The sequence below is a fragment of the Mesobacillus jeotgali genome, from assembly GCF_014856545.2.
Classification (GTDB): Bacteria; Bacillota; Bacilli; order Bacillales; family Cytobacillaceae; genus Mesobacillus.
The window spans coordinates 3400848-3425606 of the sequence record NZ_CP109811.1 but is presented as its reverse complement, the minus strand read 5'-3'; the positions used below and the strand labels follow the sequence as shown (position 1 = coordinate 3425606).

Annotated in this window: 30 protein-coding genes and 1 pseudogene; 23 read left to right on the top strand and 8 right to left on the bottom strand. The window is 42.0% G+C overall.

Going from position 1 to position 24759, the window contains the following annotated elements; translation table 11 throughout:
• Positions 1 to 50 precede the first annotated feature (50 nt).
• From FOF60_RS17645 to FOF60_RS17635, 3 genes are all read left to right on the top strand, one after another.
• Positions 51 to 755 carry a 5'-methylthioadenosine/adenosylhomocysteine nucleosidase gene (locus FOF60_RS17645; protein ID WP_192470805.1) on the top strand — a complete coding sequence of 235 codons (705 nt, stop codon included), beginning with the start codon at positions 51 to 53 and terminating at the stop codon, positions 753 to 755.
• 318 nt (positions 756 to 1073) lie between these two features.
• Positions 1074 to 1328 (top strand): YrhC family protein, encoded by a 255-nt coding sequence (locus FOF60_RS17640; RefSeq protein WP_225649949.1) that lies wholly within the window; start codon positions 1074 to 1076, stop codon positions 1326 to 1328.
• A gap of 363 nt (positions 1329 to 1691) precedes the next feature.
• Complete coding sequence (locus FOF60_RS17635; RefSeq protein WP_102263671.1) at positions 1692 to 1829, top strand: YrzI family small protein; 138 nt, start codon at positions 1692 to 1694, stop codon at positions 1827 to 1829.
• 439 nt (positions 1830 to 2268) lie between these two features.
• Here FOF60_RS17635 and sigK read toward each other — a convergent pair whose 3' ends face one another.
• Positions 2269 to 2991, bottom strand: coding sequence for an RNA polymerase sporulation sigma factor SigK (gene sigK / locus FOF60_RS17630; RefSeq protein WP_192470806.1), 723 nt, complete (start codon positions 2989 to 2991; stop codon positions 2269 to 2271).
• Between the two features lie 269 nt (positions 2992 to 3260).
• Here sigK and FOF60_RS17625 point away from each other — a divergent pair, with 269 nt between their 5' ends.
• The 4 genes from FOF60_RS17625 to FOF60_RS17610 all read left to right on the top strand — a co-directional run bounded on the left by FOF60_RS17625 (position 3261) and on the right by FOF60_RS17610 (position 5802).
• Positions 3261 to 3662 (top strand): DsrE/DsrF/DrsH-like family protein, encoded by a 402-nt coding sequence (locus FOF60_RS17625; RefSeq protein ID WP_192470807.1) that lies wholly within the window; start codon positions 3261 to 3263, stop codon positions 3660 to 3662.
• 121 nt (positions 3663 to 3783) lie between these two features.
• On the top strand, positions 3784 to 4023 hold the full coding sequence (locus FOF60_RS17620; protein WP_192470808.1) for a sulfurtransferase TusA family protein: 240 nt from the start codon (positions 3784 to 3786) through the stop codon (positions 4021 to 4023).
• Positions 4024 to 4090: 67 nt separating this feature from the next.
• Positions 4091 to 5227, top strand: coding sequence for an NAD(P)/FAD-dependent oxidoreductase (locus tag FOF60_RS17615; protein ID WP_192470809.1), 1137 nt, complete (start codon positions 4091 to 4093; stop codon positions 5225 to 5227).
• A 14-nt stretch (positions 5228 to 5241) separates the two neighbouring features.
• The gene (locus FOF60_RS17610) at positions 5242 to 5802 is read left to right on the top strand and encodes a helical membrane plugin domain-containing protein (protein ID WP_192470810.1); all 561 of its coding nucleotides are present in this window, start codon (positions 5242 to 5244) and stop codon (positions 5800 to 5802) included.
• A 36-nt stretch (positions 5803 to 5838) separates the two neighbouring features.
• Here the strand turns inward: FOF60_RS17610 and FOF60_RS17605 are convergent, their stop codons facing one another.
• Together FOF60_RS17605 and FOF60_RS17600 are read right to left on the bottom strand one after the other, a co-directional pair.
• Positions 5839 to 6195, bottom strand: coding sequence for a group I truncated hemoglobin (locus tag FOF60_RS17605; RefSeq protein WP_192470811.1), 357 nt, complete (start codon positions 6193 to 6195; stop codon positions 5839 to 5841).
• Positions 6196 to 6285: 90 nt separating this feature from the next.
• A complete protein-coding gene (locus FOF60_RS17600; RefSeq protein WP_192470812.1) occupies positions 6286 to 6957 on the bottom strand; it encodes a response regulator transcription factor in 672 nt (223 codons plus the stop codon).
• A 176-nt stretch (positions 6958 to 7133) separates the two neighbouring features.
• On the opposite strand from FOF60_RS17600, the gene FOF60_RS17595 reads away from it, so the two are divergent.
• Positions 7134 to 7280 carry a hypothetical protein gene (locus FOF60_RS17595; protein WP_170029993.1) on the top strand — a complete coding sequence of 49 codons (147 nt, stop codon included), beginning with the start codon at positions 7134 to 7136 and terminating at the stop codon, positions 7278 to 7280.
• 213 nt (positions 7281 to 7493) lie between these two features.
• On the top strand, positions 7494 to 9275 hold the full coding sequence (locus FOF60_RS17590) for a M3 family oligoendopeptidase (protein WP_192470813.1): 1782 nt from the start codon (positions 7494 to 7496) through the stop codon (positions 9273 to 9275).
• A gap of 114 nt (positions 9276 to 9389) precedes the next feature.
• Here FOF60_RS17590 and pssA read toward each other — a convergent pair whose 3' ends face one another.
• The gene (gene pssA, locus FOF60_RS17585; protein ID WP_192470814.1) at positions 9390 to 9929 is read right to left on the bottom strand and encodes a CDP-diacylglycerol--serine O-phosphatidyltransferase; all 540 of its coding nucleotides are present in this window, start codon (positions 9927 to 9929) and stop codon (positions 9390 to 9392) included.
• Between the two features lie 189 nt (positions 9930 to 10118).
• Here pssA and FOF60_RS17580 point away from each other — a divergent pair, with 189 nt between their 5' ends.
• Positions 10119 to 10907 (top strand): phosphatidylserine decarboxylase, encoded by a 789-nt coding sequence (locus FOF60_RS17580; RefSeq protein WP_192470815.1) that lies wholly within the window; start codon positions 10119 to 10121, stop codon positions 10905 to 10907.
• 100 nt (positions 10908 to 11007) lie between these two features.
• Here the strand turns inward: FOF60_RS17580 and FOF60_RS17575 are convergent, their stop codons facing one another.
• Positions 11008 to 11148 (bottom strand): sporulation histidine kinase inhibitor Sda, encoded by a 141-nt coding sequence (locus FOF60_RS17575; protein ID WP_102265137.1) that lies wholly within the window; start codon positions 11146 to 11148, stop codon positions 11008 to 11010.
• 427 nt (positions 11149 to 11575) lie between these two features.
• Between FOF60_RS17575 and FOF60_RS17570 the strand changes: the two genes are divergently transcribed.
• The 8 genes from FOF60_RS17570 to FOF60_RS17535 all read left to right on the top strand — a co-directional run bounded on the left by FOF60_RS17570 (position 11576) and on the right by FOF60_RS17535 (position 16643).
• Positions 11576 to 12091, top strand: coding sequence for a YqeG family HAD IIIA-type phosphatase (locus FOF60_RS17570; protein WP_192470816.1), 516 nt, complete (start codon positions 11576 to 11578; stop codon positions 12089 to 12091).
• A gap of 3 nt (positions 12092 to 12094) precedes the next feature.
• On the top strand, positions 12095 to 13198 hold the full coding sequence (yqeH, locus tag FOF60_RS17565; protein ID WP_192470817.1) for a ribosome biogenesis GTPase YqeH: 1104 nt from the start codon (positions 12095 to 12097) through the stop codon (positions 13196 to 13198).
• A 69-nt stretch (positions 13199 to 13267) separates the two neighbouring features.
• On the top strand, positions 13268 to 14098 hold the full coding sequence (aroE, locus tag FOF60_RS17560; protein WP_192470818.1) for a shikimate dehydrogenase: 831 nt from the start codon (positions 13268 to 13270) through the stop codon (positions 14096 to 14098).
• A 3-nt stretch (positions 14099 to 14101) separates the two neighbouring features.
• Positions 14102 to 14395 (top strand): ribosome assembly RNA-binding protein YhbY, encoded by a 294-nt coding sequence (gene yhbY, locus FOF60_RS17555; RefSeq protein WP_192470819.1) that lies wholly within the window; start codon positions 14102 to 14104, stop codon positions 14393 to 14395.
• An 18-nt stretch (positions 14396 to 14413) separates the two neighbouring features.
• Positions 14414 to 14983 (top strand): nicotinate-nucleotide adenylyltransferase, encoded by a 570-nt coding sequence (locus FOF60_RS17550; RefSeq protein ID WP_192470820.1) that lies wholly within the window; start codon positions 14414 to 14416, stop codon positions 14981 to 14983.
• The gene (yqeK, locus tag FOF60_RS17545; RefSeq protein WP_192470821.1) at positions 14973 to 15539 is read left to right on the top strand and encodes a bis(5'-nucleosyl)-tetraphosphatase (symmetrical) YqeK; all 567 of its coding nucleotides are present in this window, start codon (positions 14973 to 14975) and stop codon (positions 15537 to 15539) included. Before FOF60_RS17550 ends, yqeK begins: the two co-directional genes overlap by 11 nt.
• A 4-nt stretch (positions 15540 to 15543) precedes the next feature.
• A complete protein-coding gene (gene rsfS / locus FOF60_RS17540; protein WP_192470822.1) occupies positions 15544 to 15897 on the top strand; it encodes a ribosome silencing factor in 354 nt (117 codons plus the stop codon).
• Positions 15897 to 16643: a class I SAM-dependent DNA methyltransferase gene (locus FOF60_RS17535; protein ID WP_192470823.1), complete on the top strand. Its 747-nt coding sequence runs from the start codon at positions 15897 to 15899 to the stop codon at positions 16641 to 16643. The genes rsfS and FOF60_RS17535 overlap by 1 nt, the downstream gene beginning before the upstream one ends.
• A gap of 399 nt (positions 16644 to 17042) precedes the next feature.
• Here the strand turns inward: FOF60_RS17535 and comER are convergent.
• Positions 17043 to 17863: pseudogene (comER, locus tag FOF60_RS17530) on the bottom strand (late competence protein ComER).
• An 88-nt stretch (positions 17864 to 17951) separates the two neighbouring features.
• Here comER and FOF60_RS17525 point away from each other — a divergent pair.
• The 3 genes from FOF60_RS17525 (at position 17952) to FOF60_RS17515 (ending at position 21458) form a co-directional block, all read left to right on the top strand.
• Complete coding sequence (locus FOF60_RS17525; protein WP_192470825.1) at positions 17952 to 18569, top strand: helix-hairpin-helix domain-containing protein; 618 nt, start codon at positions 17952 to 17954, stop codon at positions 18567 to 18569.
• Between the two features lie 108 nt (positions 18570 to 18677).
• Positions 18678 to 19091 carry a deoxycytidylate deaminase gene (locus tag FOF60_RS17520; RefSeq protein WP_192470826.1) on the top strand — a complete coding sequence of 138 codons (414 nt, stop codon included), beginning with the start codon at positions 18678 to 18680 and terminating at the stop codon, positions 19089 to 19091.
• 21 nt (positions 19092 to 19112) lie between these two features.
• Entirely contained in the window at positions 19113 to 21458 is a 2346-nt protein-coding gene (locus FOF60_RS17515) for a DNA internalization-related competence protein ComEC/Rec2 (RefSeq protein ID WP_192470827.1), read from the top strand.
• A gap of 107 nt (positions 21459 to 21565) precedes the next feature.
• Here the strand turns inward: FOF60_RS17515 and FOF60_RS17510 are convergent, their stop codons facing one another.
• Positions 21566 to 21700, bottom strand: a complete 135-nt coding sequence (locus FOF60_RS17510; protein WP_023627242.1) for a YqzM family protein — start codon at positions 21698 to 21700, stop codon at positions 21566 to 21568.
• Positions 21701 to 22052: 352 nt separating this feature from the next.
• Here FOF60_RS17510 and holA point away from each other — a divergent pair, with 352 nt between their 5' ends.
• Entirely contained in the window at positions 22053 to 23075 is a 1023-nt protein-coding gene (gene holA / locus FOF60_RS17505) for a DNA polymerase III subunit delta (RefSeq protein WP_192470828.1), read from the top strand.
• Positions 23076 to 23146: 71 nt separating this feature from the next.
• Here holA and rpsT read toward each other — a convergent pair whose 3' ends face one another.
• Positions 23147 to 23407 carry a 30S ribosomal protein S20 gene (rpsT, locus tag FOF60_RS17500; protein WP_079509814.1) on the bottom strand — a complete coding sequence of 87 codons (261 nt, stop codon included), beginning with the start codon at positions 23405 to 23407 and terminating at the stop codon, positions 23147 to 23149.
• A 223-nt stretch (positions 23408 to 23630) separates the two neighbouring features.
• On the opposite strand from rpsT, the gene gpr reads away from it, so the two are divergent.
• On the top strand, positions 23631 to 24755 hold the full coding sequence (gpr, locus tag FOF60_RS17495; protein ID WP_192470829.1) for a GPR endopeptidase: 1125 nt from the start codon (positions 23631 to 23633) through the stop codon (positions 24753 to 24755).
• Positions 24756 to 24759: the final 4 nt, after the last annotated feature.

The window sequence follows — 24759 nt, the reverse complement described above, 5'->3', positions numbered from 1 at the left end:
GGAGAGAATTAACCGGAAGTTAGATTATTATAAATTGGAGGACACAAATAATGAGCAGAATCGGTATTATTGGGGCAATGGATGAAGAAATACAGCATATTCTCGACGCCATGAAGGATTATGATGTAAAAAAGAAAGCGGGTATTACTTTCTATGTCGGCACCTTCAATGGGTATGACGTTGTGCTTTGTAAATCTGGTGTAGGAAAAGTGAATGCGAGTGTATGTACTCAAATCCTGATTGATGAATTCTCCGCATCCCAGGTTGTCTTCACAGGTGTCGCGGGTGCTGTGAACCCTGACCTGAGAATTGGAGATATTGTCATCTCCACTGATTGTGTGCAGCATGATATGGATGTACGTGCACTCGGTTTCAAACTAGGGGAAATCCCTTATACGGAAGTCTCTGTATTTAAAGCCGACGAGCGATTGGTGGATTTGGCGATTTCAGCAAGCAAAGAAATTGTTGAGGATAAGAAAATTATTAGCGGCAGGATTCTGTCAGGCGACCAATTTATCGCCGACCGTGAAAAAGTAAAGTTTCTATATGAGGAGCTTAATGGGTATTGTACAGAAATGGAAGGCGCAGCCGTGGGACAGGTCTGCAGCATGAATAGCATCCCATTCGTGATTATCCGTTCAATGTCTGACCAGGCAGATGGCTCAGCAGACGTGAACTTCCTGGAATTCACGAAGCTCGCTTCCAAGAATTCATTTGAGATCGTCAATCAGATGGTGAAGAACTGGAAGTTTTAATTAATGTGTAGGGGGAAACTTTTTTTAGCGTGGAATTTATTCCACGCTATTTATTTTATTGGAATATAAGGTTGAAAGTAGTAACTGGTCTGGAGGAAGAAACAGCAGATTAGGCGCAGGTTCGGACAAAAACACAGCTGGAGCAGCCAGTTTTGTTCGAAGCAGCAGCTCTAGTGCATTCGAATAGATTAACAAAACCTTAAATCACCACACATAAGATCCTAACCACCTATTTTCCAAATATTACATACATAAAATATGTTTAAAAGATGTTACAGTAGGGTTGTGGTTAAGTCTATTAAAATGCAGGTGATATTAATGAAGGCTAAGCAACTCTATGAGAAAATGGTTGATTTTAAACAGTTTGCGACAGTCCTGCTTGCTGTGGGAGTTTTCTTTTATCTTGGAACGATCCTTCCGTCTGAAACGAAAGTGATGACAGATATATATATTGCTACTGGTGCGTCCGTTGTATTTCTTGCTGGTTCTATCGTATTCTTTTCTTTTGCGAAAAAATACCGCAACGAGCTGATTGAATCAGAAGAAGGCCAGGAATTATTGATGAAGAAATAAAAACGTCCTTAGGGGGCGTTTTTTTTTTTTTTGTTGGTTTTTGACGAATACTTTTTTGGAAAAATCGGCCAAAAAAAGGTTTACAAATTAAAGTAAAGTGGATATACTTACCAATGTGGTTAAATAATTCAAAAGGAGGTCGAGTGAAATGATCATGAATGGATACTGGAATAATGCACAAACTTCATATCGCAATACACATTCGACCGGATCGGACGGGATTATTTAAGCTGTTTTTTGACACTTATACATCCATGGCCGCAGGGAGAATCGTGCCCTGTGGCTTTTTTGTGCCCATTTTAGCCGCAGGGGAGGAATTCTTGCGGCTTTTTGGGGTGGAAATAAAAAGGAGGTGAACTCATCATGACCTTAAATATCTTGTTCTTTACAATTACAATTAATAAACGCCAAATGTCTTTAGAAGAAATTCGCCATAACGAAATGGTAGAAAAAATGGTGGAAGACAATAAAACTCGTCAAACAATGCTGCGCCCGTTTTAATTCATTTGAATAATCAACTAAAGAAAGGTGGAATGAAAATGATTTATCTAATTCAAAGAAGACTGGCTAGCTTATGGGTGGAGAAGGACACCACCTAACGACGGAGTCGGGAGGTAATCTGTATGTCACTGCATGTATTGTTGTTAACACTAATATTCAGGAAAAAGAAATCCCATCGTTAACAAAATGTTCACAACCTCTTCCTTTTAGCACCGTCATTATATGGTAAATTTGGTGTAAACACGGATGAATGCTGAAGGGGTGATAGGCATGTTCTTGATTGTCATGGGATTGGTAATCTGCGGCGCTGTCGGTCTCGTAGTTGCTGCAGAAGTAAGCGTGGAATAGAGTATTAAAAAGGTATCAATCAATATTGGTTGATACCTTTTTTTTGTAAAAAAAAACGCAAACCCGGAGCGTAGGCCCGGGTTTGCGTGCGTTACTTCCCTTTATTCTTCTTCTTTTCTTTTTCGGCACGATAAAATTCATGGAACATCTTCATCAATGCCCTCTTCTCGATCCTGGAAACATAGCTTCTTGAGATGCCGAGTTCTTTCGCAATTTCACGCTGTGTTTTTTCCTTTTTTAAGTCAAGGCCAAATCGGCCAACAATGACCTCTTTTTCACGCTCATCGAGGACATCGATATATTCTTTTACTTTTTCAAGCTCCATATTGAGCTGGATGGTATCAATGACATCTTCGGATTCTGACTTCAGGACATCGATCAGCGAAATTTCATTTCCTTCTTTGTCCTGTCCGATTGGATCGTGCAAAGATACATCCTTCTTGGTTTTCTTCAATGCTCTTAAATGCATGAGGATTTCATTTTCTATGCATCTGGCGGCATATGTTGCCAGTTTTGTGCCTTTGCCTTCCGAATAGCTTTCTATAGCCTTGATCAGGCCGATTGTTCCGATAGAAATCAAATCCTCCGAATCCTCGCCGGTGTTTTCGAATTTTTTCACGATATGTGCGACAAGCCTCAGGTTGTGCTCAATCAGCATATTTCTTGCGTGTGGATCGCCATTAGCCATCAACCTTAAGTACTTTCGCTCATCAGCTGCAGATAACGGTTGAGGAAATGCATTGTTTTTAACATACGAAACAAGAAGGATCACTTCTTTAACTAAGTACCCGAGTGCTGTTAGTATGCCCGACATGTTTCCACCCCCGCTTTTTTAGGCTTTCGCCTATAATAAATTCCTATGTCTGAAGGGGGACGATTGTGTCTGTCCGCATAAATATTTTATTTTGGAAATTTAAGCCAGAATAATATTCTGAAGAAGCAAGAGATAATTCTATGACCACCTTGTTTTGTCACTTTTTAGACTAAGAACGTTCACATAAAAGAAACAGACATAGACATAGGGGTATAGGTATAATTCAGGTGTAAGGTAAATCATTCGAATTTATTAGGAGGAAATAAATTATGGAACAACAAGCTCCATCTTTAGCCGTTATTTTATTATCAGAAGATCTTGAGAAGCTGCATGCTGGTGCATTGGTCGGATCAGTTGCATCAATGTCAGGCATGACTGTGAATGTTTTTGTCACAATGAACGCTTTGAAATCTTTCCGCAAAGACAGCTTTGAAACTACTGATTTCATCACTGGTACAATCGGAAAGGAAATGCTGTCTAAAAAGATCCCATTATTTGATTCACTTTTACAAGAAGGAAAGGACATGGGAGAACTTAATATTTACGGCTGCGCATTGGCGATGGACATCATGGATTGGCAAGAAGAAGATATGATTGATGTATTCGATGGAGTAATCGGGGTTACAAAATTCCTTGGAATGACTCAAGGAGCAACAGTTATTACAATGTAAGCTGCAGAAGCAGGAAAAAGTGGTACGGCGTGCAGGCCTTTCAACCTTTTCCCCTTCATGCAAAAATAAAAAATCTTTTCTAATTTTAACATAAAAGTTAACTATATAGGAGGAAAAAATCATGAGTGAAGTACAAGTAACTAAATCAATCGATGCAAGAGGAGCATATTGCCCAGGTCCGTTAATGGAATTGGTAAAAGGAATCAAGACAGCACAAGTTGGCGATGTTGTAGAAGTTCTTTCAACTGATAAAGGTTCAGCAGTCGATATCCCTGAGTGGGTAAATAAAATGGGGCACGAAATTGCCTACCTTGAAAATGATGGCGATGAATTCAAAATCGCAGTTAAAAAGGTTAAGTAATCGTTGTGATCGCTGTTGTTCAGATAACAGCCTTCATCAAAGAATCCAGTAAAGAGGTGTGGACCAAATGACAAAGAAAATTGTTATTCTTGGTGCCGGCAGCGCAGGTACAATGGTCGCAAACAGACTAGCCCGCCAGCTTGGGGAAGAAATCAAGAAGCGTGAAGTCGAAGTCACTTTGATTTCCAATACAGAAAAGCATATCTACCAGCCAGGATACTTATTCATCGCTTTCAATGAAAAGCCATCTGAGCACTTCATTAGAAAACAGGAGTCACTCGTTCATCGCCATGTGAACCTTGTATACGATGATGTAGAAAAAATAGATGTCGAGAAGAAGACGGTCAAAGGCAAGAAGCAGTACCAGTATGACTACCTTGTCATCGCAACTGGATCACATCCTGACCTTGACAGTGTGCCTGGCTTAAGAGAAGGAGCGCACAATTTCTATACCCTTGATGGTGCAGAACGCCTGCGCGATGATCTTGCAGCGATGGAAAAAGGAAAAATTCTGATCACAATCGATGTGCCGCATAAATGTCCTGCTGCACCTCTTGAGCTGGCATTGATGCTGGATGACTATTACCGCAAGAATGGCCGCCGCAAGGACATCGAAATCAAATACGCTTATCCTATCGGCCGTATCCATTCATTGGTTCCAGTTGCAGAATGGGGACTTCCTCAATTCGAAAAGCGCGATATCAAATACGAGACATTCTTCAATCTTGAAGAAGTGGATCCAAAGCGCAAAGTGGCCATCACGATGGATGGTTCAGAACATGAATATGACATGCTTATTACTATTCCAGCCCATACAGGCGCTAAAGCTGTGATTGATTCCGGCATCGGAGATGAATCAGGATTCATTCCGACAAACCGTTCAACATTAAAGATGATTGGCCAGGACGATGTATATGTAATTGGTGATGCTACGAATCTTCCAATCAGCAAAGCCGGCTCAACAGCGCACTATCAGTCTGAATCGCTTGTTGCCAACATCATCAGCAGACTGACAGGACGTCCGGAAACTGCTGTGTACAATGGCAAGGTAGCTTGCTTCCTTGAAAACAGCCTTGAAGATGCCAGCATGATTACATTTGATTACAACAACCCGCCGCAGCCAGCAGAAACATCTGACCTGCTGCACTGGTTCAAAGCAGTATACAATGAGCTTTACTGGTTAAATGCCAAAGGGATTTTATAGAAGGGGTGGTTGAGATGGCTACAGAAACACCTCAAGCTCAACTAAATGCTCAACATAAACTCGTCAGTTTTACCGATGCAGCCATGAACGCGGTAACCGGTGAAATGGTCTCGACTATAGCCGAAACAGGAGTCAAGATGGTCGAGATGGCCGATGATCTGCTTCAGCCTGAAACACTTTCCCTATTAAAGGCCCTTCCTGAGGTGGCTGAGAATCTTGAGCGTACTTTAATGGAAGTAAAACGCATGGAAGAAACAGGTGTGTTGAAATCCTTGATGCAGCTTGCGGATATGGCAGCTGCCATGAAGGGTGCCATGACCGGCCCGATGGTGACGGAGATGGCCGAGAAGGCAATCAAAGGTGTAGAACTTGCAGACTCCTTCGTCCAGCTTGGTGCTATTGACCTGGTAGACGGAATGCTCACCGCGTTCCATGATGCTCAAGAGCAAACAAAGGATAAAGAGCCGTTGTCGTCCATGCAGCTGATGAAGGCAGTAACACAGAAAGAAACCAGGGAAGGCATGACCTTGATGATTTCCTTCCTGCAAAACCTGCCTAAACAATTGAATAAATAAAAAAAGGAGAAGGGGATTTCCCTCTCCTTTTCTTCATTATTTATAAAGAATATCGTTCTTCATGCCTGTCAGTTTCTCCAGAACTTGATTGATGTCTTCTTCCGATACATCGAATTCCCTCAGGCTTGCTGCAAGATGATTGGCGATAGCTCCAAAATGCTCATCATTAAGATTCATGCCTTTATGAGCAAGCTCCATGCTTCTTCCGGAATATTGGTTAGGACCGCCTAATGCCCAGCTTATGAACAAGGATTGGTGCCGGCGCTGTTTTTCCATGTCCGTTTCCTTAAAAAACTTGTTGACTGTTTCATCAGCCAGTACCTTTTCGTAAAATACATCCACTACTTTTGAAATGGAATCCTGTCCGCCCAGACGATCGTATAATGTTTCCATTCCATATTCCTCCTGTCTAAAAGTTAACGTCACTATTATCTCTCTTTATCCAAAGGATTATGAATGAAACCATTTATAGCAAAAATTTAATCAATCAGTCCACTTATACCCTACACCCCAAACGGTAGACAAATGATTGTCCGCGGCAAAACCAGATTTTCGAAGTTTATCTCTAAGGTTCCTGACATGTGAATCAATCGTACGGTCTTCTGTATCAACACCATATCCCCATATTGTGGTAATTAGGTGTTCTCTTGTAAAGACCTTGTTGACGTTTTGCAGGAAAAGACTGAGCAGGGCAAATTCCTTTGGGGTTAGCGGAATCAAAGTTCCGTTGAACTGTACATCATAGGAATCTATATTAAGTTTTAAACCATTGAAAGAAAGAAGGGGACTTTGGGCAGTTTGCCTCCGCAGCACTGCCTCAATTCTAGCAACTAATTCCCCTTCATCGAATGGTTTGGTGATATAATCATCAGCTCCAATTTTCAAGCCTCGGACAATGTCAGGCTTTTCACTCCTGGCAGTAAGCATGATGACAGGGATATCCCAATGCTTGCGAATTTCATTGCATGTCTCCCAGCCATCCATCTCAGGCATCATGACATCAAGTAAAACGAGATCAGCGTTGTCGTCCTCGAGAAAGCTGATGGCTTCACTGCCTGAAGTTTTTTTAATGCATTTATATCCTAATGGTGTCAAATACAGTGCCAGCAAATCAAGCATTCGCGTTTCATCGTCTACCAACAAAATCGTAGCCATAAAAAAACTCCTTGAAAATATAATTGTTAAGTTAATCCTACCCTAAAAGTTTGGAAAAACTGTGCACATATATCGAGTTTTACAAAACATTTTTAAAAAGGTTCGCCAAAAGCCCAAACCAAAATGGACAGAATCCCATAAAGTAATAATAGGATACAGAAAAGGAGTGTGAAAGTATGCCTTACGGTTACTATCCACCATACGGTGCACCTTATGGGGGTTATCCGGGATATTACGGCGGAAGTGGTGTATGGTTTGCACTGTTCATCATCCTGCTGGTCATAGTCCTGATTTTTGGCGGCTGGTGGTACTTCTACGGATAGAAGGCAGAAAGGTTTATCCTGTAATCAGGGGTAAACCTTTATTTTTTTGTTTCTTGCATATTATTTCCCTTGCGAATAATTTAATTATTAATCAGGTTCACAAGGGTTCTGCATCATCCTGAAGAATCATATCCAGAAAAACATTTGAAAAAATAGAAATTTTAGAAAAATAACTTTATAATAATATAATAGAAAAAAAGGGGGAACCAATCAATGTCCAATACATATTCTGAAGTTTGGGACTTAGACGTGTTTTTTGAAGGGGGAAGTGATTCACCCGCATTCGCTGAGCACCTTAAGTCTGCAGGGAAAGATATTGCAAGTTTTAAGAGGGAAGTTGAGAGCTGGCAGCCAGCCGACCAGAAAAGCGAGGGAGAAAGGCTGGCGAGTCTTGTTGAAATGTTTGATGGAGCAGCCAGGAAGGTAAGGCAGGCCGGGGCTTTTGTAAGCTGTTTGCATGCTCAGAATACTTCTGATAAAAAAGCCGGACAATTAAAATCGGCAGTCACAGAACTAAGTGCTTCATTGCAAACAGCGCTGACGATCTTTGACCAGAAGCTATCCAGCTTTTCAGAAGGTGTTTGGGAGGAGCTTGTCCAGGAAGGATTGCTGCAAGAGCTGCGTTTTGTATTGACAGAGCGACGCGAGCGTGCTGCGGAAAAACTTTCCGAAAAAGAAGAATCCGCAATCAATGCCTTGAGTGTAGACGGATACCATAGCTGGGGCCAGATGTATGACCTTCTTGTTGGAAATACGAAAATCAATTATAAAGAGGAAAGTTTGTCTGTCGGCCAGGCAGCCAATAAGCTCTCTGATGCTGACCGCTCTGTCCGTAAGGAGATTTTTGCTCAATGGGAAAAAGCCTGGGGAGAGAATGAGGACACCTTTGCAAAAACTCTTAACCATCTTGCAGGCTTTCGTTTGAATGTCTATAAACTCCGCGGCTGGGAAGATGTATTGAAAGAGCCGCTTGATATTAACCGGATGAAAAAAGAAACACTTGATGCCATGTGGGAGGTCATTTCTGACAATAAGGAGCCATTTGTTCAATTCCTGAATCGGAAAGCAAAGCTACTTGGGCTTGAAAAGCTGAGCTGGTTCGATTTAGATGCGCCGATTGGCGGTACCGAGTCAAAAATGTCCTATCAGGAAGGCGCAGATTTTATCATCGAGAATTTTGAGCAATTTGGCAAGGAGAAGGCAGACTTTGCGAAGATGGCATTTGAAAACAATTGGATTGAGGCAGAGGATCGCCCTGGAAAGGCTCCAGGCGGATTCCATACCTTCTTCCCTGAGAGCAGCCAATCCCGGATTTTCATGACTTACTCAGGAACACCATCCAATGTTTCTACACTTGCACATGAGCTTGGACATGGATTCCACACATATGCGATGAGAGATTTACACTTGCTTAATCGTAATTATGCGATGAACGTTGCCGAAACTGCCTCTACTTTTGCTGAAATGATTGTTTCTGATGCATCTGTCAAAAACGCAAAAACAAAAGAAGAGAAACTCAGTCTGTTGGAAGATAAAATACAGCGTTCTGTTGCACTTTTGATGAATATTCATTCGAGGTTCCTGTTTGAGACAAAATTCTATGAAGAACGCAAGCAAGGAGTTGTCACTGCAGAAAGACTGGGTGAGCTGATGGAAAATGCACAGACAGAAGCATACGGCGATGCGCTGGATCAGTATCACCCATTATTCTGGGCTTCAAAGCTGCACTTCTTTATTACTGGAGTACCGTTTTATAACTTCCCGTATACATTCGGTTACTTATTCTCCCTTGGCATTTATGCGATGGCCCAAGAAGAAGGAAAGGGATATGAAGAAAAATATATTGCTCTGTTGAAGGACTCCGCTTCCATGACGGTCGAGGATCTGGCACAAAAACACCTGAACGTCGATCTCACGAAAAAGGATTTCTGGGAAAAAGCAGTCCGTATGTGTGTGGAGGATGTCGAGGAGTTCATGGCTCTGATTGAGGAGTAATTTTGTTACCAGAGCAGATTTCCAAACTGGCAATTGAAATAGCCTTTTTTAGGGGAATTGCGTCTAAATCTATAAAAAAACATACAAAAACCCAGCCGTTGTCAGGCTGGGTTTTTATACTTTTTTAAGCTTGAAAGGACTGACCATCAGCAGGCTGAGGGTCATCATAGTGAACAGGTATGTCTGCGGTGGGAGAAGGGGGATGGCCAGGAAGCTCAGTGTTGCCAGCACTCCTGCTGCTGTAATCGGCAATCCTGTGAAATACCCGGTATTCTCGGTGATATTGAATCGTGCCAGGCGGAAGGCGCCGCAGCCTATATAGAAAACGATGAAGAAGGCTCCGGGAGCACCAAAATCAGATAAAATTCCCTGATAGATTAATAGTGCAGGCGCGACCCCGAATGATATAATATCACTCATGGAATCCAGCTGTTTTCCAAGTTCAGATTCGATATTGAGCTTTCTTGCGACCATGCCGTCAAAACGGTCAGCCAGGGCAGCAATGAAAATCAGTAAAAGGCTTAAATTCAGGTTGCCGTTAATGGCAAAAATGATTGCGAATCCGCCTAAAGAAAGATTGACCAGTGTCAGAAGATTGGCTGTCTGGGATTTTACTTTCTTGACAGTATTGTCAAGTACATCATGCAAAAACATATTTTCACTCCTCATAATCAGAAAAGGGAACTGGCACATTGGGTTATTATATAATAATATATAATTCTAAGCTCATTATGCATTTTCGTAAAGATTTCTTTTTAATACTTTTCGGAAATTTTAATTAATTAAGCAAAACAAACAATCTATTCGGTGCAAGCGCATAGATCATTATCGGAGGTAATAGCATTGTTACAATCTATATATCGTCTGCTTATCGAATTGACAAATGGGAAGTGGACTTCAGCCATTCTGCATAAATTCGCAAAATCCAAAAGCAGCAAAAGGATTATTCCTTCCTTTGCTAAAACGTATAATATCAACCAGGAGGAAATGGAAAAGCCGATTGGGGAGTATGAAAGTCTCCATCAATTTTTCATCCGGAACCTGAAAGAGGGCTCTAGGAAGATAGATCAAGATCCTCTGTCAGTCGTTAGTCCTGTAGATTCGGTAATCGAAGAAGTGGGCCAAATTGAGGCTGATCGCACGATCACGGTAAAAGGGAAGGTCTATTCTATATCCGAAATGCTTGGTAATGACGAAGCGATGGCCAGGTATGAGCAGGGGACTTATATGATTTTTTACCTGAGCCCAAGCCATTACCATCAAATTCATAGCCCAGTGGCTGGTGAGGTCGTTAATCAGTGGACTTTGGGAAAGAAGTCGCACCCTGTTAATAAAATAGGATTGAAATATGGAAACTATCCGTTGTCTAAAAACTATCGGAAGATTACTGAAATCAAACATGCAGCGGGTATGACAGCGGTAATCAAAGTAGGCGCCATGTTCGTCAATTCGATTGAAACAACCCACTGTGGCGAGAAGCTGGAGAAAGGTGAGCAAATGGCATACTTCACCTTTGGCTCAACAGTAGTCTTATTGTTTGAGAAGGATTCTATTGACCTGCTGCCGGAAATCACTCCTCCCTATCATATTAAGTATGGAGAGAAAATCGGCACATTAAATGGACAAGTCTAAAAGGTGAGGGGCACAGAATGAATCTGTGCCTTTAGCCATTCTTAGGTTATTCATGAATATGACTACTAAAAGGGCAAAAAAAAAGCCCTTTTAGGGGCTGTCAGGATGAGGCTTTAATTCGGTTAGATAATGAACGCCGGTGTATTTCGGTTTCAATCAAACGAATAAACTCGTAGCTTAAATTCAACTCTCTTGCTTTAAAATATGACTCGATCAACAGCTCGTCCGACAGTTTACGCATTCCAGTCATTCACCCCCAAAAGGATCTTCTAAAACAGATGCTAATTGCATATAATTGTAAGTTGTTTTGTTCTACCCTTACTCTATCAGAATGAAACTTAGAGAACAACTGTTCTAATTATCCACAAACAGCGGTGGATAACCTGTGATTAATTTGTTTATAAATGGGAAATTATTAATAGAATCAATGTGTATTTTGTGTATAAGGTTATCCACAGGGCTGGAAAAGGCTGGATTTTGTCGAAAAGTTTTTTGAGATTTTTTTATAAAATTTTGAATACAGGCGAATAAATAGAATTTTTGTCAATCTTTAGCGGGAATAAATTCTTTATTTCTTATCTATTTATATGTTTGTTTTGAATACGAGGATAAAATTGGGTATGATGTTAACGGTATGATAGGAATTTATTTAATGAGGTGTAATGAAATTGCTAAAGCATTTTTTGCCGGACCAGCATGTGAAAAGTATATTTGAAATTCAGCCTGAGAGCTTAAAGGAAAAAGGCGTAAAGGGCATCATAACAGATCTCGACAATACACTCGTTGAATGGGACCGACCGAATGCGACCCCAAAGCTTATCGAGTGGTTTGATAATATGAGGAGACATGAAATACTCGTAACGATTGTCTCGAACAATAATGAAAAAAGAGTCAGGGCATTTTCGGATCCCTTGCAAATACCGTTTATCTTTCAGGCTAGAAAGCCAATGACCCGTGCATTCAATAAAGCATTAAAACAAATGGGGTTAAGCAAAGAAGAAACTGTCGTGATTGGTGACCAGCTTTTAACCGATGTACTTGGCGGAAACAGAAGCGGCTTCCATACGATTCTCGTTGTTCCAGTTGCACAGACGGACGGATTTGTGACCAGGTTCAACAGGAAAGTAGAAAGAAGAATTTTAAATTGGTTCAGGAAACAAGGAAAGCTTAATTGGGAGGACTAAAATTTGAGTGAGCAATTTAACTGTACAGGTTGTGGTGTGAAAATCCAGACGGAGAAGCCAGAGGAATTGGGATATGCTCCGGCATCTTCATTGGAAAAAGAGGTTGTCGTCTGCCAGAGATGCTTCCGCTTGAAAAATTATAACGAAATCCAGGATGTTAGCCTGACGGATGACGACTTCCTAAAAATATTGAACGAACTTGGCAGCAAGGATGCTTTGATTGTCAAGATTGTTGATATTTTCGACTTCAATGGGAGCTGGCTGCCAGGAATCCAGCGTTTTGCCGGAAAAAACCCAGTATTACTGATTGGCAATAAGGCCGATCTGGTTCCTAAATCGGTCAAGCAGCGGAAATTGATTGACTGGATGAAGAAGGAATCCAGGGAACTGGGGCTCAATCCTATTGATGTATCCCTCGTCAGTGCTGCAAAAGGATATAATATCAGAGAAGCTGCTGCGGCAATAGATGAATATCGCAATGGCAAGGATGTTTATATTGTAGGCTGTACAAATGTAGGGAAATCTACGTTTATTAACAGGATTATCAAGGAAGTGACAGGGGAAGGAGATGTCATCACGACTTCTCACTTTCCGGGAACTACTCTTGATATGATAGAAATTCCGCTTGAGGATGGAAAAGCGATTGTTGATACACCAGGTATCATCAACCATCATCAGATGGCGCACTACGTGGATAAGCGTGATTTAAAGTTCATCACACCTAAAAAAGAAATCAAGCCGAAAGTATATCAGTTAAACGAACAGCAAACACTGTTTTTCGGCGGTCTGGCCCGTTTTGATTATATATCCGGGGGCAGGAGATCTTTCTCCTGTTATGTGCCGAATGAAATCAGCATACACCGGACTAAGCTTGAAAAGGCGGATGAGCTGTATAAGAATCATGCTGGTGAGCTGCTCACTCCGCCGCGCCGTGAGCAGATGGATGAATTCCCTGAACTTGTTCGTCATGAGTTCACCATCAAGGAACCGAAAACTGATGTTGTTTTTTCAGGGCTTGGCTGGGTAACGGTCAATGACGCTGGCGCAAAAATTGCCGCGCATGTCCCTAAAGGCGTTCATGTTATGCTGAGAAGGTCACTTATTTAGAGCCGTGTAAGGGGTATTCTATAATAAGATGTTACGCGATCCAACTTAAATAGAAGGGCGGGAGAGGAATTGAAAAAATTGTTCGGTGTCATCGGCGATCCTATTGCGCATTCAATGTCTCCTGCCATGCACAATGATTTATTCGGGCTGTATGGAATCGATGCTGTATATCTGCCTTTCCATGTAAGCAAAGGGAATCTTGCGGATGCTGTGAAAGGGTTGAAAGCCCTGGGTGTGAGCGGGTTTAATGTAACCATTCCGCATAAAACAGAGATCATGGCACACCTTGATAAAGTTGATCCACTGGCAAAAGCAATAGGGGCGGTCAACACTGTCAAAAACGAAAATGGCCTTCTGGTAGGCTATAATACGGATGGTCCTGGCTTTGTTAAAGGGCTTGAATATATGGCTGCTGATCTTGGTTCAAGATCAGCTTTGATTATTGGTGCAGGAGGAGCTTCGAGGGCGATTTACTTTTCAATGGCCCAGGCAGGGGTTGAGCGAATTGATCTTTATAATCGCACTCCTGAAAAAGCTGAGGAACTTGCAGCATCTTGCCCTTTCAAGGTGGATACAAACGTTCTTGGCCGCGAAGAAGCTGAAAAATCACTGGCTGAATATCAGCTGGTCATACAGACGACTTCTATTGGTATGGTGCCAGATACAAAAAGTTTGCCGCTGTCTCCTGAAAACATAGCCCAAAATACGATAGTTAGTGATATAATTTATAATCCATTGCAAACAGAGTTTTTAAAAGAAGCTTCCAAAAGGGGAGCTGAAATACAGAATGGTGTAGGAATGTTTGTTTTCCAGGGAGCGCTTGCTTTTGAAAAATGGACAGGGATTTTTCCTGACGTTGATAGAATGGAAATGAATGTTTTAAGAAATTTAGGAGGTTAACATATGTTAACAGGTAAGCAAAAACGTTTTTTAAGATCGAAAGCCCATCATCTCACTCCGATTTTTCAAGTTGGAAAAGGTGGGGTAAATGAAAATATGGTCAAGCAAATCGCAGATGTGCTTGAAGCGAGAGAATTGATCAAGGTTAGCATCCTGCAGAACTGTGACGAGGACAGGGACACTGTGGCTGAACAGCTTTCCCGCGGTGCCAAAGCAGAGCTTGTCCAGGTAATCGGTAATACAATTGTTTTATATAAAGAGTCCCGAGAAAATAAGCAAATCGTTCTTCCAAGATAATTACTGGGAGGTGCCTGTTTGAAAAAGGTTGGCATTTTAGGCGGAACCTTCAACCCGCCGCATACCGGACATTTAGTGATTGCAAATGAGGTGCTGCATGCCTATGGGCTTGATGAGGTTTGGTTCATGCCGAATCAGTTGCCGCCTCATAAAACAGTTGATGAGCCTATCAGCCAATCAGACAGGCTGGCTATGCTCGAGCTTGCGGTAGCTGGTAACCAGCAATTCAAGGTTGAAAAAGCAGAGCTCGACAGAAGTGGTCCATCTTACACGTATGAAACGATGAAAATATTAAAAGATATGTATAAAGAAATTGATTTTTATTTTATCATTGGCGGAGACATGGTTGAATATCTGCCAAAATGGCATAAAATTGATGAATTAGTGAAAATGGTCAAGTTTGTCGGTGTCAGCAGACCTTCTTACAGTACAGAAACCTCTTATGATATTCTTTATGCAGAAACACCGCAAATGGACATTTCATCAAGTATGATTAGAGAAAGAGTAAAGGGTGGAAAGAGCATTCGCTATCTGCTGCCCGATTCTGTAAGGGTTTATATAGAGGAGCATGGCCTATATGGAACGTGAACAAGCACTTCAGATTGTGAAGCCGCAACTAACTGAACACCGTTACCAGCATACTCTTGGCGTGATGGAGACAGCCATCAAGCTTGCCGGGAAATATGGAGCAGATACAAAGAAAGCGGAACTGGCTGCTATTTTTCATGATTACGCTAAATTTCGCCCAAAGGATGAAATGAGGCAGATCATCGAGGAACAAAAAATGCCGGCAATCCTGCTCGAGTTTAACAGTGAACTCTGGCATGCGCCAGTAGGAGCGTATCTTGCAGAAAAGGAAGCGGGCATCAATGACAAGGAAATCCTTGATGCAATCCGGTATCATACATCAGGAAGGATTGGTATGACGCTTCTTGATAAGGTCATCTATCTGGCTGATTATATTGAACCAGGTCGCCATTTTCCTGGAGTGGACGAAGTCAGGAAGATGGCAGAAGATGATTTGGACATTGCATTGGTCCAATCGATGAAAAATACCATTCAATTTTTAATGAAGAAAAACCAGCCGGTCTTTCCGGATACATTCAATGCATACAACAGCATCGTACAAAATTCAGGAGGTTGATTTAATGAGTGATCGCGAATTATTAATGACAGCGGTAAAAGCAGCGGATGATAAAAGAGCAGAAGATATTATGGTACTGAACATGAAAGGCATCTCATTGATTGCCGATTATTTCATCATTTGCCACGGGAATTCAGATAAGCAGGTACAGGCGATTGCCCGAGAAATCAGGGAGAAAGCTGAAGAACAGGGACATAGCCTGAAGAGGATGGAAGGTTTTGATGAAGCAAGATGGGTGCTGATCGATATCGGTGATGTGGTTGTCCATGTATTCCACAGAGAAGAGCGAAGCTACTATAATCTCGAGCGCCTATGGGGAGATGCTCCGATCGAAAACGTACAGAGTGAGTTAAATTAATGTCTTACGAACGTTTCGCTTATTTGTATGATGAGCTTATGCAGGACGTACCCTACGATGAATGGGTTTCGATAGTAGAGGCATACAAAGAGAAATTTCAAGTGAACGGAATGAAGCTCCTCGACCTCGCATGCGGCACCGGGGAGCTATCTGTAAGATTTGCGCAAAAAGGCTTTGATGTCACCGGTGCGGATTTATCAAGTGATATGCTCTCGGTAGCCCAGGCAAAAGCTCAGGAGATGTCATTGCCAATTCAATTTTTCCAGCAGGACATGACGGAGCTTGATGAATTAGGGGAATTTGATATCATTGGCATCTTTTGTGATTCCCTGAATTATTTGGAGGATGAACAGGCAGTCCGGCAGACCCTTGAAGGGGTGCACCGCCTCTTGAAAAAAGGGGGCTTATTTCTGTTTGATGTCCATTCTGTCTATAAAATGGAACATATTTTTGCCGATGCGACATTTACCTGGGATGATGAAGAAATCACTTATATTTGGAATAGCTTCAAAGGAGAAGGCGAGCACAGTGTTGAACATGAGCTCACTTTCTTCGTCCGTGATGAATCATCAGGTAAATACGACCGAGTCGATGAATCGCATTACCAGCGTACATATCCAGAGGATTCTTATGTGAAATGGCTAGAGCAGGCAGGCTTTGCGAATATTGAAGTCACCGGGGATTACTCTATGAAAGCCCCCGAGCCAACAGCTGAGCGATTGTTTTTTGCTATGAAAAAGCTGTGAATAGGAAAAAGGCACACTCAAAAGTTCGATTGAATTCAGTGAAACAACAGAAGTATGCATTAATTTAAAACTCTGAGTTGATTGGAGTGGAAGGTACGCAGACTCCTCCGAAAATGCTAACGCATTTCCATCGTGCGTGGGCAGGTTCGAGGAAGCTCAATCAATGTCCTGCGGGATCAGCTGGACAGGTGAGACCCCGCAGACGCCAACGGCGGTGAGGAGGCTCACCGCCAGCCCCGCGGAAAGCGAAGGGCCTGGAACGGAAATCAACGGACTATTTTTACAAGCCATACTAAAAAAAGAGGGTGCCCAAAAGTTTTTACTTTGGGACACCCTTTTTCTTGTACTAAATTTGTCACATTTATATAGGAGGATTATAAAGACTTATAGAGAAATCTTTTAGGGACCGAATTGTTCCTTCGTTTTCTCCAGTTCTTTTGCGAATTTTTTATGCGTGGCTTGAAACAATTGTTCAAACATATCTCCCGTTTCACTTTCCAATACCTTGATTCCTTCTCCTGTTATGCCGCCTTTAACGCAAACTTTTTCCTGTAACGTTTGTAAAGTATAATGATTTTGGCTCAGAAGTTCTCCTAAACCGATTAGCATCTTACTTGAAAGCTTGGTGGCAGTTTCCTGGTCAATTTCCGTTTCCTTGACAGCTGCATTAATAAAACTCTGCACAAGATGACTGAAGAAAGCCGGACCGCAGCTGACAATATCGGACGCCACTCTTGTAATATTCTCCTCGATCTCCAGAGGAACAGAAACCTTTTTAAAAGGGTAAACAGTGCTTCCCTCCATTCTGTCTTGCATCGGGTTCCAAATGAGAAGAGTGAAACACCGGCCAGCGCCCTGTTCGTGATGCTTGGTATTATTCTCATGACAGAACAATCCACAATGCTTTCAATTTGTTCCACACTGATTGGGCTTGTTATGGAGATCAGGCATTTATCCCTTGTAATCACAGGATTAATGGTATCGAGGACCCCCAAAACATGATGAGGCTTAACGCAGACGAAAATGGCGTCAGCGTATTCAGCAACTTCTGCCGCATTCTTTCCAACTGATACACCTGGATATATTTTTTGAATCTCTATCGCTTTTAATAAGGTTCTGTTTGTAATCATCATTGAAGAAGGGGAAACGGCATTCCCATCAATGAGAGCTTCGGCGAGAATTCTCCCCATATTCCCTGTGCCTATAATCCCTATTTTCATAACCCTTCCCTCCTTCATACATTTATTCTCCTATATCCATATGATTTCAAATTTCAGTTTATGACATATAGAAAGGTGTTGATATTTTATGGACTGGATCAAGGAAAACAAAATCTATATTATAGCAGGAATGAGCGCTTTATTATTTTTTATCTATTCCTCCTTCGATCAAGAAGCAGAGATGACGGAAATGAGTGAAGAAGCTTTTGCTGTTGCTTCCAATCAAGAAACTGAGACAGATGAAAACAACAAAACCAAAGTAGATGAAGAAGCAATAAAGATGATGGCTGATATCAAAGGAGCTGTCGTTAATCCGGGCGTTTATGAGATCAATGAAGGGGGAAGAGTGATTGACCTGATCGAATTGGCTGGAGGCCTTCAACAGGATGCTGATACGGCTGCCATCAATTTTGCGCTGTATGTCCATGATGAAATGGCGATATACGTACCGAGGATAGGAGAGGAGGTTAAGGCAGCTTTGCCAGCCGAGTTGGGGGAGAGTGCAGGGAAAGGGACAGTGAACCTTAATTCTGCTGAATCCAGCGAGCTGCAGACATTGCCGGGGATAGGGCCTGCAAAAGCAGACGCCATTATTAAGCATCGGGAAACAAATGGTCCGTTCAAATCAATCGAAGATTTAAAGGAAATCAGCGGGATAGGGGATAAAACATTCGAAAAACTGAAGGACCTGATTTCTGTTAACTAGCTGCATCGAAATTGACTCTTTGGTGATAAGTATTAAAATTAGAGACAGGGAAAGGGATTTATTAATAATGCCGTTGCATATTTTGAGTCATAAAAGGGGGAAAACAACATGGAACGAAAGAGTTGGGATCAATACTTTTTGGATATCGCAGAAGAAGTAGGCACGCGCTCTACCTGTCCGAGGCTGCATGTTGGATGTGTCATTGTAAAGGACAAGCATATTGTGTCAACTGGTTACAACGGTTCTATACATGGGCATGACCATTGTGAGGACGCCGGCTGCCTGATCAACGAGCAAGGAAGATGCATCAGGACCTTGCATGCAGAAGAGAACGCAGTCATCCATGCAGACAGAGGTCTGCTAAAGGGTGCAACAGCCTTTGTGACTCATGAGCCTTGCGAAAAGTGCTCCAAGACACTTGCGCAATCAGGTGTTTCAAGGATCGTGTACCGCAGCGCCTACCCTAACAAGTATAATGAACTGTTTTTAAGGGATGTAGAGGTTGTCCACTTATCTAAATAATGAGATTAAGGAATAAAAAATATGAAGCCAATTCGATTTGGGCCAATGAAAGGACAGCTGTTTTTCCTGGCGGCTGTCTCCTTATTGGGTCTGCTGACAATCATTGAAAAACAGCCGGCATACGTGGCATTGTTTCTGTTTGGCATGATCCTGTTAAAAAAGCTGAAAAAACTTCCTGCTGCCCATCTGATGCTGATGACCGGCTGCTATTTCTTATTTATAGCATCAGGATATTTTGATTCCGTTCAATTTGAAACACAATTTACCGGCAGGGAAAAAAGCTTCCTCATTTTTTTTGATGATGAAATCCACGTGGATGGCGACCTCCTTTTTGCTTACGCTCTAGCAATGCCCTCCAATGAAAGGCTCTCTGTAAGATACAAAATCAAGTCATTAACGGAACAACAATCAATTCAAGAACTCCTCATCCCTGGGATGTACTGTCAAGCTTCAGGGACCCTCAATCGTCCATCATCTGCGCGAAATCCTAATGCGTTTGATTACAAGCAGTATCTTCAACGAAATAAGATTTCCTGGATTTTAGATGTCGATAAACTTTCACTGGAGACTTGCTCTCAACAAGAAGGTACTATCACAGCACTAAAAGCTTTCAGGCACAGAGAAATTGCCAGGATAAAACATTCCATGCCTGAGGAGACCTCTGCTCTTGCAGCAGCGTTGATTTTTGGTGAAAGGAATCTCTTCGATCCCGAAACGGAACGTTCATACCAAAAAATCGGAATCGTGCATTTACTGGCGATTTCCGGCCTTCATGTCGGATTGCTAACTGGAATGTTCTTTTTCATTTTAATCAGGATAGGAGTGACGAAGGAGAAAACAGAAATACTGCTCATGATCTTCCTGCCCATTTATGCTATTATGACTGGTCTTGCTCCGCCTGTTGTCAGGGCGGCCGCCATGCTGATGATGCTGATCGGCTCAAGGCGTTTAGCGATGCGAATGACCCCGCTCGACGCAGTATCGGCAGCCTTCATGATCATGGCGCTTTTCCAGCCCCTCATCGTGTTCGATACCGGATTTCAGCTCTCTTTCGCTGTCAGCTTCTCTCTTATCATTTCAGCACCAGTTATACTCAAATCTTTACCTTCATTTCTGAAACAAACAGCCGGGGCTTCTTTTATAGCCCAGCTCTCAAGTCTTCCAGTCATCCTTGCCGCGTTTTACGAAGTTTCTGCGATTTCGATTTTCGCTAATCTCCTTTTTGTGCCGCTATTCTCATTCGTTCTGCTGCCAATTTTGTTGATATCCTATATTATTTTGTCAATTCTGGGAGGGTTGCCTGCATTCTTTTTAAATCTTCTGGAGAATCTTATCCACCTGGTGAATTTTGTGGCCATTCAACTATCAGAGCTTCCGGTGTCGACAATCATAATCGGTAAGCTGGAACCAATTTTGCTCATTTTGCTAATCATTCTGATTCCATTCTTTTTTTTCATCTGGGAAGGATTTATGATGAAAAAATCAAAGCCGCCTCTCTGGATTTTTGCTATTCCGGTAATACCGCTTATAATCCAAGTCGTCTTGCCTTATTTGAACCCTTTTGGGCAGATTGTATTCCTGGATGTCGGTCAGGGTGACAGCATCTTCATTAAGATGCCGTATAATCAGGGAAATTATCTTATCGATACAGGCGGTGTCATGCCTTTTGAGAAGGAAAACTGGCAGGAGAGGGGCAGTTCTTTTGACCCTGGTGAAAAAATTGTCGTTCCATTTTTAAAAAGTGAAGGGATCAGGACTTTGGACAAAATGATTTTAACCCACGGAGATGCGGACCATATAGGGGGAGCCAATGCTGTATTGAAGGAAATAGGGGTAAAGCAGCTGATCATACCGCGTATATCGGATCAATCTGATTTAGAGCAAAGTATCATTAATCTTGCCAGGGAAAAAGATACAGATGTTTATTTAGCGGGGATGGGTACTGGTTGGAAAACTGCCCAAGGAGATTTCTTGATTCTTAACCCAAGTGTTAGCATGGGAGATCGAAACGAACAGTCAATTGTTCTTCAAGCAGTTATTGGAGGAAAGAAATGGCTCTTTACAGGCGATCTGGGCATTGAAGGAGAAAAGACAATGGCCCGAAATATCACTGACTTTGACATCGATGTTTTGAAGGTTGGGCATCATGGCAGCAAATATTCCAGTTCGGATCTTTTCCTGGAAAGGATAAACCCGGACATTGCAGTCATATCTGTTGGAGAGAAAAATAGGTATGGGCATCCTGGTGAGGAAGTCATCAAAAGGTTAGAATTGCGCGGCATCCAGATTTTCAGGACCGATAAAGATGGCGCAATCATTTATAAGTTCACAGGCAATTCAGGAACGTTTTCGACTCAAATTCCATAGTATATTGCAAGAACAAAAAATTTTCTCCCCCTGATAATCACAACACATGAAAAGAGACTGCATTTAAGTAAATGCAGTCTCCAAAAGTTTATCCTATGTAGCCGTGATTAACTCCCGATTAACTGCACGACTGTCGCAATAATGAACATTGTTGCAAAGAATCCAAAAGAAACGATGAATCCAACACCTGAGTCAACAGCGTCATTACGATTGCTTTGGACATTTTCTTCGAATTGATTCACAGTCAATCCCCCCTATTAATTCTATAATAGTATAAGCGATTCAAATTAAAAAATCCAGTGTTTGTCTGCTCAGCATTCGAATTGAAGTGATCAGAACAATTCTGCAGGCTTTCCTCTATTTTGTGCCATGTACCAAGAGTTGTCACAAATACTTTTCCCGTCTGCGGCTAAAATAATCTTAACTTCGATGCACCGCTGAGATTTAAGTATCCTAGGCCTTATATCTCAGCGTTCAATATAAATAGGGGAATTGGCCCGAACCGAGGGTCAATTCCCTTAGAATGCTTGTCAAAATGTCCAAGCTTCTTTACGATAGATATATGGCAAAACTGGATTGAACGGAGCGAAAAAAGTGGTATTGGACATTTGGAAAAAAATCAGCAAAAAACAGGTTGATCCTGTTTACTTAATGTTTGGAACAGAAAGCTTCCTGATAAATGAAACAAAGCAGATGCTTGTGGACCATGTATTGAATGAAGAAGAAAAGGATTTTAATTTCTCGGTTTACGACTTAGAAGAAACGCCAATCGAGGCAGCGCTGGAAGATGCTGAAACATTCCCGTTCATGGGAGAAAAACGATTGGTCATCCTGCAAAATCCAGTGTTTTTGACGTCGGAAAAGTCGAAAAGTAAGGTCGAACATAACTTAGCGAAGCTGGAGGAATATCTTTCACAGCCGGCGCCCTATTCAATCGTTGTTTTCTCTGCTCCATACGAAAAACTGGATGAACGAAAGAAGGTAACGAAGGAGTTAAAGCGGAAAGCGACGGTTATTGAAGCGAAAAAGCTGAGTGAACAAGAAACAAAAGCCTGGGTAAAAGAACGCGCTGAGGCAAATGGAGCTGTAATCAATAGCGATGCAATCGAGCTTCTATTGACGCTTGCAGGGACGAATTTGTTCATGCTGACTTCTGAAATTGATAAATTGGCACTTTATGCTGGAGAAAACCAGCCAATCAGCAGAGAGATTGTCGACCGCCTGACTGCAAGATCATTGGAACAAAATATTTTCTCACTCGTCGACAAGGTTGTCCACCGTAATGTTGAGTCTGCCTTGAGGATCTATTATGATTTGTTAAAACAAAACGAGGAACCGATTAAGATTCTGGCCGTGATCACGGGTCAATTCAGGCTGATTTATCAGGTGAAGGAGCTTGCTCGAAAGGGTTATGGGCAGCAGCAGATTGCAGGGACTTTGAAAATCCATCCGTTCAGGGTAAAACTGGCAGCTGGACAGGCAGGGGCATTTTCTGATGAGGAATTGACCAGGATTATGAAGCTTCTTGCGGACGCTGATTACCAGATGAAAACCGGCGGCATGAAAAAAGAAATGCTGATTGAAATGATTTTGTTCCAGATCAATGGCAGGAAATGATCATTTTACATAGGAAGAAAATAAAAAAACGACCCGTAAAGGTCGTTTTTTTATTAGCAGTATGAAAAAAATTAGCCATTAGCGTTCAATTTTTTCATTAAACGGGCTTTTTTGCGGGCAGCTGCGTTTTTGTGGATAAGACCTTTAGCTGCTGCTTTATCAAGCTTGCTTGCTGCTTGAGCGTATGAAGCCTTTGCTTCAGTATCGTTGTTTACGATTGCTGATTCAGCTTTTTTAACTGCTGTACGCATAGAAGATTTTACAGTAATGTTGTGAGCTTTGCTCGCTTCACTAGTTTTCACACGTTTGATTGCAGATTTAATGTTTGGCATTCCGTTCACCTCCTAAAAAGCATCGAGATTTTATGGAACTCGACATTTCCAGTACATTTCTTATTTATTAAGAACAAATGATATTTTATCAAACAGGGGTTAATAATGCAATACTCTGCGTTAATTTAACTCTAGTGTATCGTGAATGTTTTTTTATGTAAAAGGAAAAGATAGGCAATAGTATGCTGTTTAGCAGCCAAACTGTGTTGGGAGGAATGCGACAATGAAGGAACCGGTAGACTTGAGCATGTATTCAATCAGGACTGACCTGGCTGTGGAAGCGAGGGAGATGGTGCTGGCAGACCAGGCGGCATCTGTCCATACCCAGGAAAATCTCTCCCATATTGAAGGTGTCATCATAAAGGAAAAAGAAGAAAATGATATAAAGATTTCCCTGGTTGAGGTGACCGCTGAAGGAGAAAAGAGCCTTGGCAAAAAGCAGGGGCAATATTTGACAATCGAAGTAGTTGGCATCCGCCAGCAGGACACCGAGCTGCAAGGAAAAGTAGAAAAAGTATTCGCAAACGAGTTTGCTCATTTTATCAAACAATCCGGGATTAAGGAAGATGCATCCTGTCTTGTTGTCGGTTTGGGGAACTGGAATGTTACTCCAGATGCTTTAGGGCCACTTGTGTGTGAAAATTTATTGGTGACTAAGCACCTGTTCGATCTTCAGCCTGAAAGCGTAGAAGAAGGCTATCGCTCTGTCAGTGCTCTATCTCCAGGTGTAATGGGTTTAACGGGTATTGAAACCTCTGACATAATTTTTGGGGTCGTCGAGAAAACGAAGCCTGACTTTGTCATTGCAATCGATGCGCTCGCTTCTCGTTCAATCGAAAGAGTCAACTCGACCATCCAGATTTCAGATACTGGTATCCACCCTGGGTCTGGCGTAGGTAATAAAAGGAAGGAAATAAGCAAAGAGTCGCTGGGTATTCCAGTAATTGCTATTGGAGTTCCGACAGTAGTAGATGCTGTTTCAATTACAAGTGATACGATTGATTTCATTTTGAAACATTTTGGAAAAGAAATGAGAGAAGGTGACAAACCTTCGAGGTCCCTTGTGCCGGCCGGAATGAGTTTTGGCAAAAGAAAGAAACTGACAGAAGAAGATCTGCCGGAAGCAGAACACCGTCAAACCTTCCTCGGAATGATAGGAACACTGGAAGATGAAGAAAAGCGGAAGCTGATTTATGAGGTTCTGTCTCCATTGGGCCACAACTTGATGGTGACTCCTAAAGAAGTGGATGTGTTCATAGATGACATGGCCAATTTGATTGCCAGCGGGCTCAATTCTGCGCTTCATTCGAATATTGACCAGGATAATACGGGGATGTACACACACTAGGGCG

What these genes read in the sequence shown, in the direction of transcription:
- FOF60_RS17645 (WP_192470805.1), top strand. Translation starts at nt 51, where the DNA reads ATGAGCAGAATCGGTATTATTGGGGCAATGGATGAAGAAATACAGCAT.
- FOF60_RS17640 (WP_225649949.1), top strand. Translation starts at nt 1,074, where the DNA reads ATGAAGGCTAAGCAACTCTATGAGAAAATGGTTGATTTTAAACAGTTT.
- FOF60_RS17635 (WP_102263671.1), top strand. Translation starts at nt 1,692, where the DNA reads ATGACCTTAAATATCTTGTTCTTTACAATTACAATTAATAAACGCCAA.
- sigK (WP_192470806.1), bottom strand. Translation starts at nt 2,991, where the DNA reads ATGTCGGGCATACTAACAGCACTCGGGTACTTAGTTAAAGAAGTGATC.
- FOF60_RS17625 (WP_192470807.1), top strand. Translation starts at nt 3,261, where the DNA reads ATGGAACAACAAGCTCCATCTTTAGCCGTTATTTTATTATCAGAAGAT.
- FOF60_RS17620 (WP_192470808.1), top strand. Translation starts at nt 3,784, where the DNA reads ATGAGTGAAGTACAAGTAACTAAATCAATCGATGCAAGAGGAGCATAT.
- FOF60_RS17615 (WP_192470809.1), top strand. Translation starts at nt 4,091, where the DNA reads ATGACAAAGAAAATTGTTATTCTTGGTGCCGGCAGCGCAGGTACAATG.
- FOF60_RS17610 (WP_192470810.1), top strand. Translation starts at nt 5,242, where the DNA reads ATGGCTACAGAAACACCTCAAGCTCAACTAAATGCTCAACATAAACTC.
- FOF60_RS17605 (WP_192470811.1), bottom strand. Translation starts at nt 6,195, where the DNA reads ATGGAAACATTATACGATCGTCTGGGCGGACAGGATTCCATTTCAAAA.
- FOF60_RS17600 (WP_192470812.1), bottom strand. Translation starts at nt 6,957, where the DNA reads ATGGCTACGATTTTGTTGGTAGACGATGAAACGCGAATGCTTGATTTG.
- FOF60_RS17595 (WP_170029993.1), top strand. Translation starts at nt 7,134, where the DNA reads ATGCCTTACGGTTACTATCCACCATACGGTGCACCTTATGGGGGTTAT.
- FOF60_RS17590 (WP_192470813.1), top strand. Translation starts at nt 7,494, where the DNA reads ATGTCCAATACATATTCTGAAGTTTGGGACTTAGACGTGTTTTTTGAA.
- pssA (WP_192470814.1), bottom strand. Translation starts at nt 9,929, where the DNA reads ATGTTTTTGCATGATGTACTTGACAATACTGTCAAGAAAGTAAAATCC.
- FOF60_RS17575 (WP_102265137.1), bottom strand. Translation starts at nt 11,148, where the DNA reads ATGCGTAAACTGTCGGACGAGCTGTTGATCGAGTCATATTTTAAAGCA.
- yhbY (WP_192470819.1), top strand. Translation starts at nt 14,102, where the DNA reads ATGTTAACAGGTAAGCAAAAACGTTTTTTAAGATCGAAAGCCCATCAT.
- yqeK (WP_192470821.1), top strand. Translation starts at nt 14,973, where the DNA reads ATGGAACGTGAACAAGCACTTCAGATTGTGAAGCCGCAACTAACTGAA.
- rsfS (WP_192470822.1), top strand. Translation starts at nt 15,544, where the DNA reads ATGAGTGATCGCGAATTATTAATGACAGCGGTAAAAGCAGCGGATGAT.
- FOF60_RS17535 (WP_192470823.1), top strand. Translation starts at nt 15,897, where the DNA reads ATGTCTTACGAACGTTTCGCTTATTTGTATGATGAGCTTATGCAGGAC.
- FOF60_RS17525 (WP_192470825.1), top strand. Translation starts at nt 17,952, where the DNA reads ATGGACTGGATCAAGGAAAACAAAATCTATATTATAGCAGGAATGAGC.
- FOF60_RS17520 (WP_192470826.1), top strand. Translation starts at nt 18,678, where the DNA reads ATGGAACGAAAGAGTTGGGATCAATACTTTTTGGATATCGCAGAAGAA.
- FOF60_RS17515 (WP_192470827.1), top strand. Translation starts at nt 19,113, where the DNA reads ATGAAGCCAATTCGATTTGGGCCAATGAAAGGACAGCTGTTTTTCCTG.
- rpsT (WP_079509814.1), bottom strand. Translation starts at nt 23,407, where the DNA reads ATGCCAAACATTAAATCTGCAATCAAACGTGTGAAAACTAGTGAAGCG.
- gpr (WP_192470829.1), top strand. Translation starts at nt 23,631, where the DNA reads ATGAAGGAACCGGTAGACTTGAGCATGTATTCAATCAGGACTGACCTG.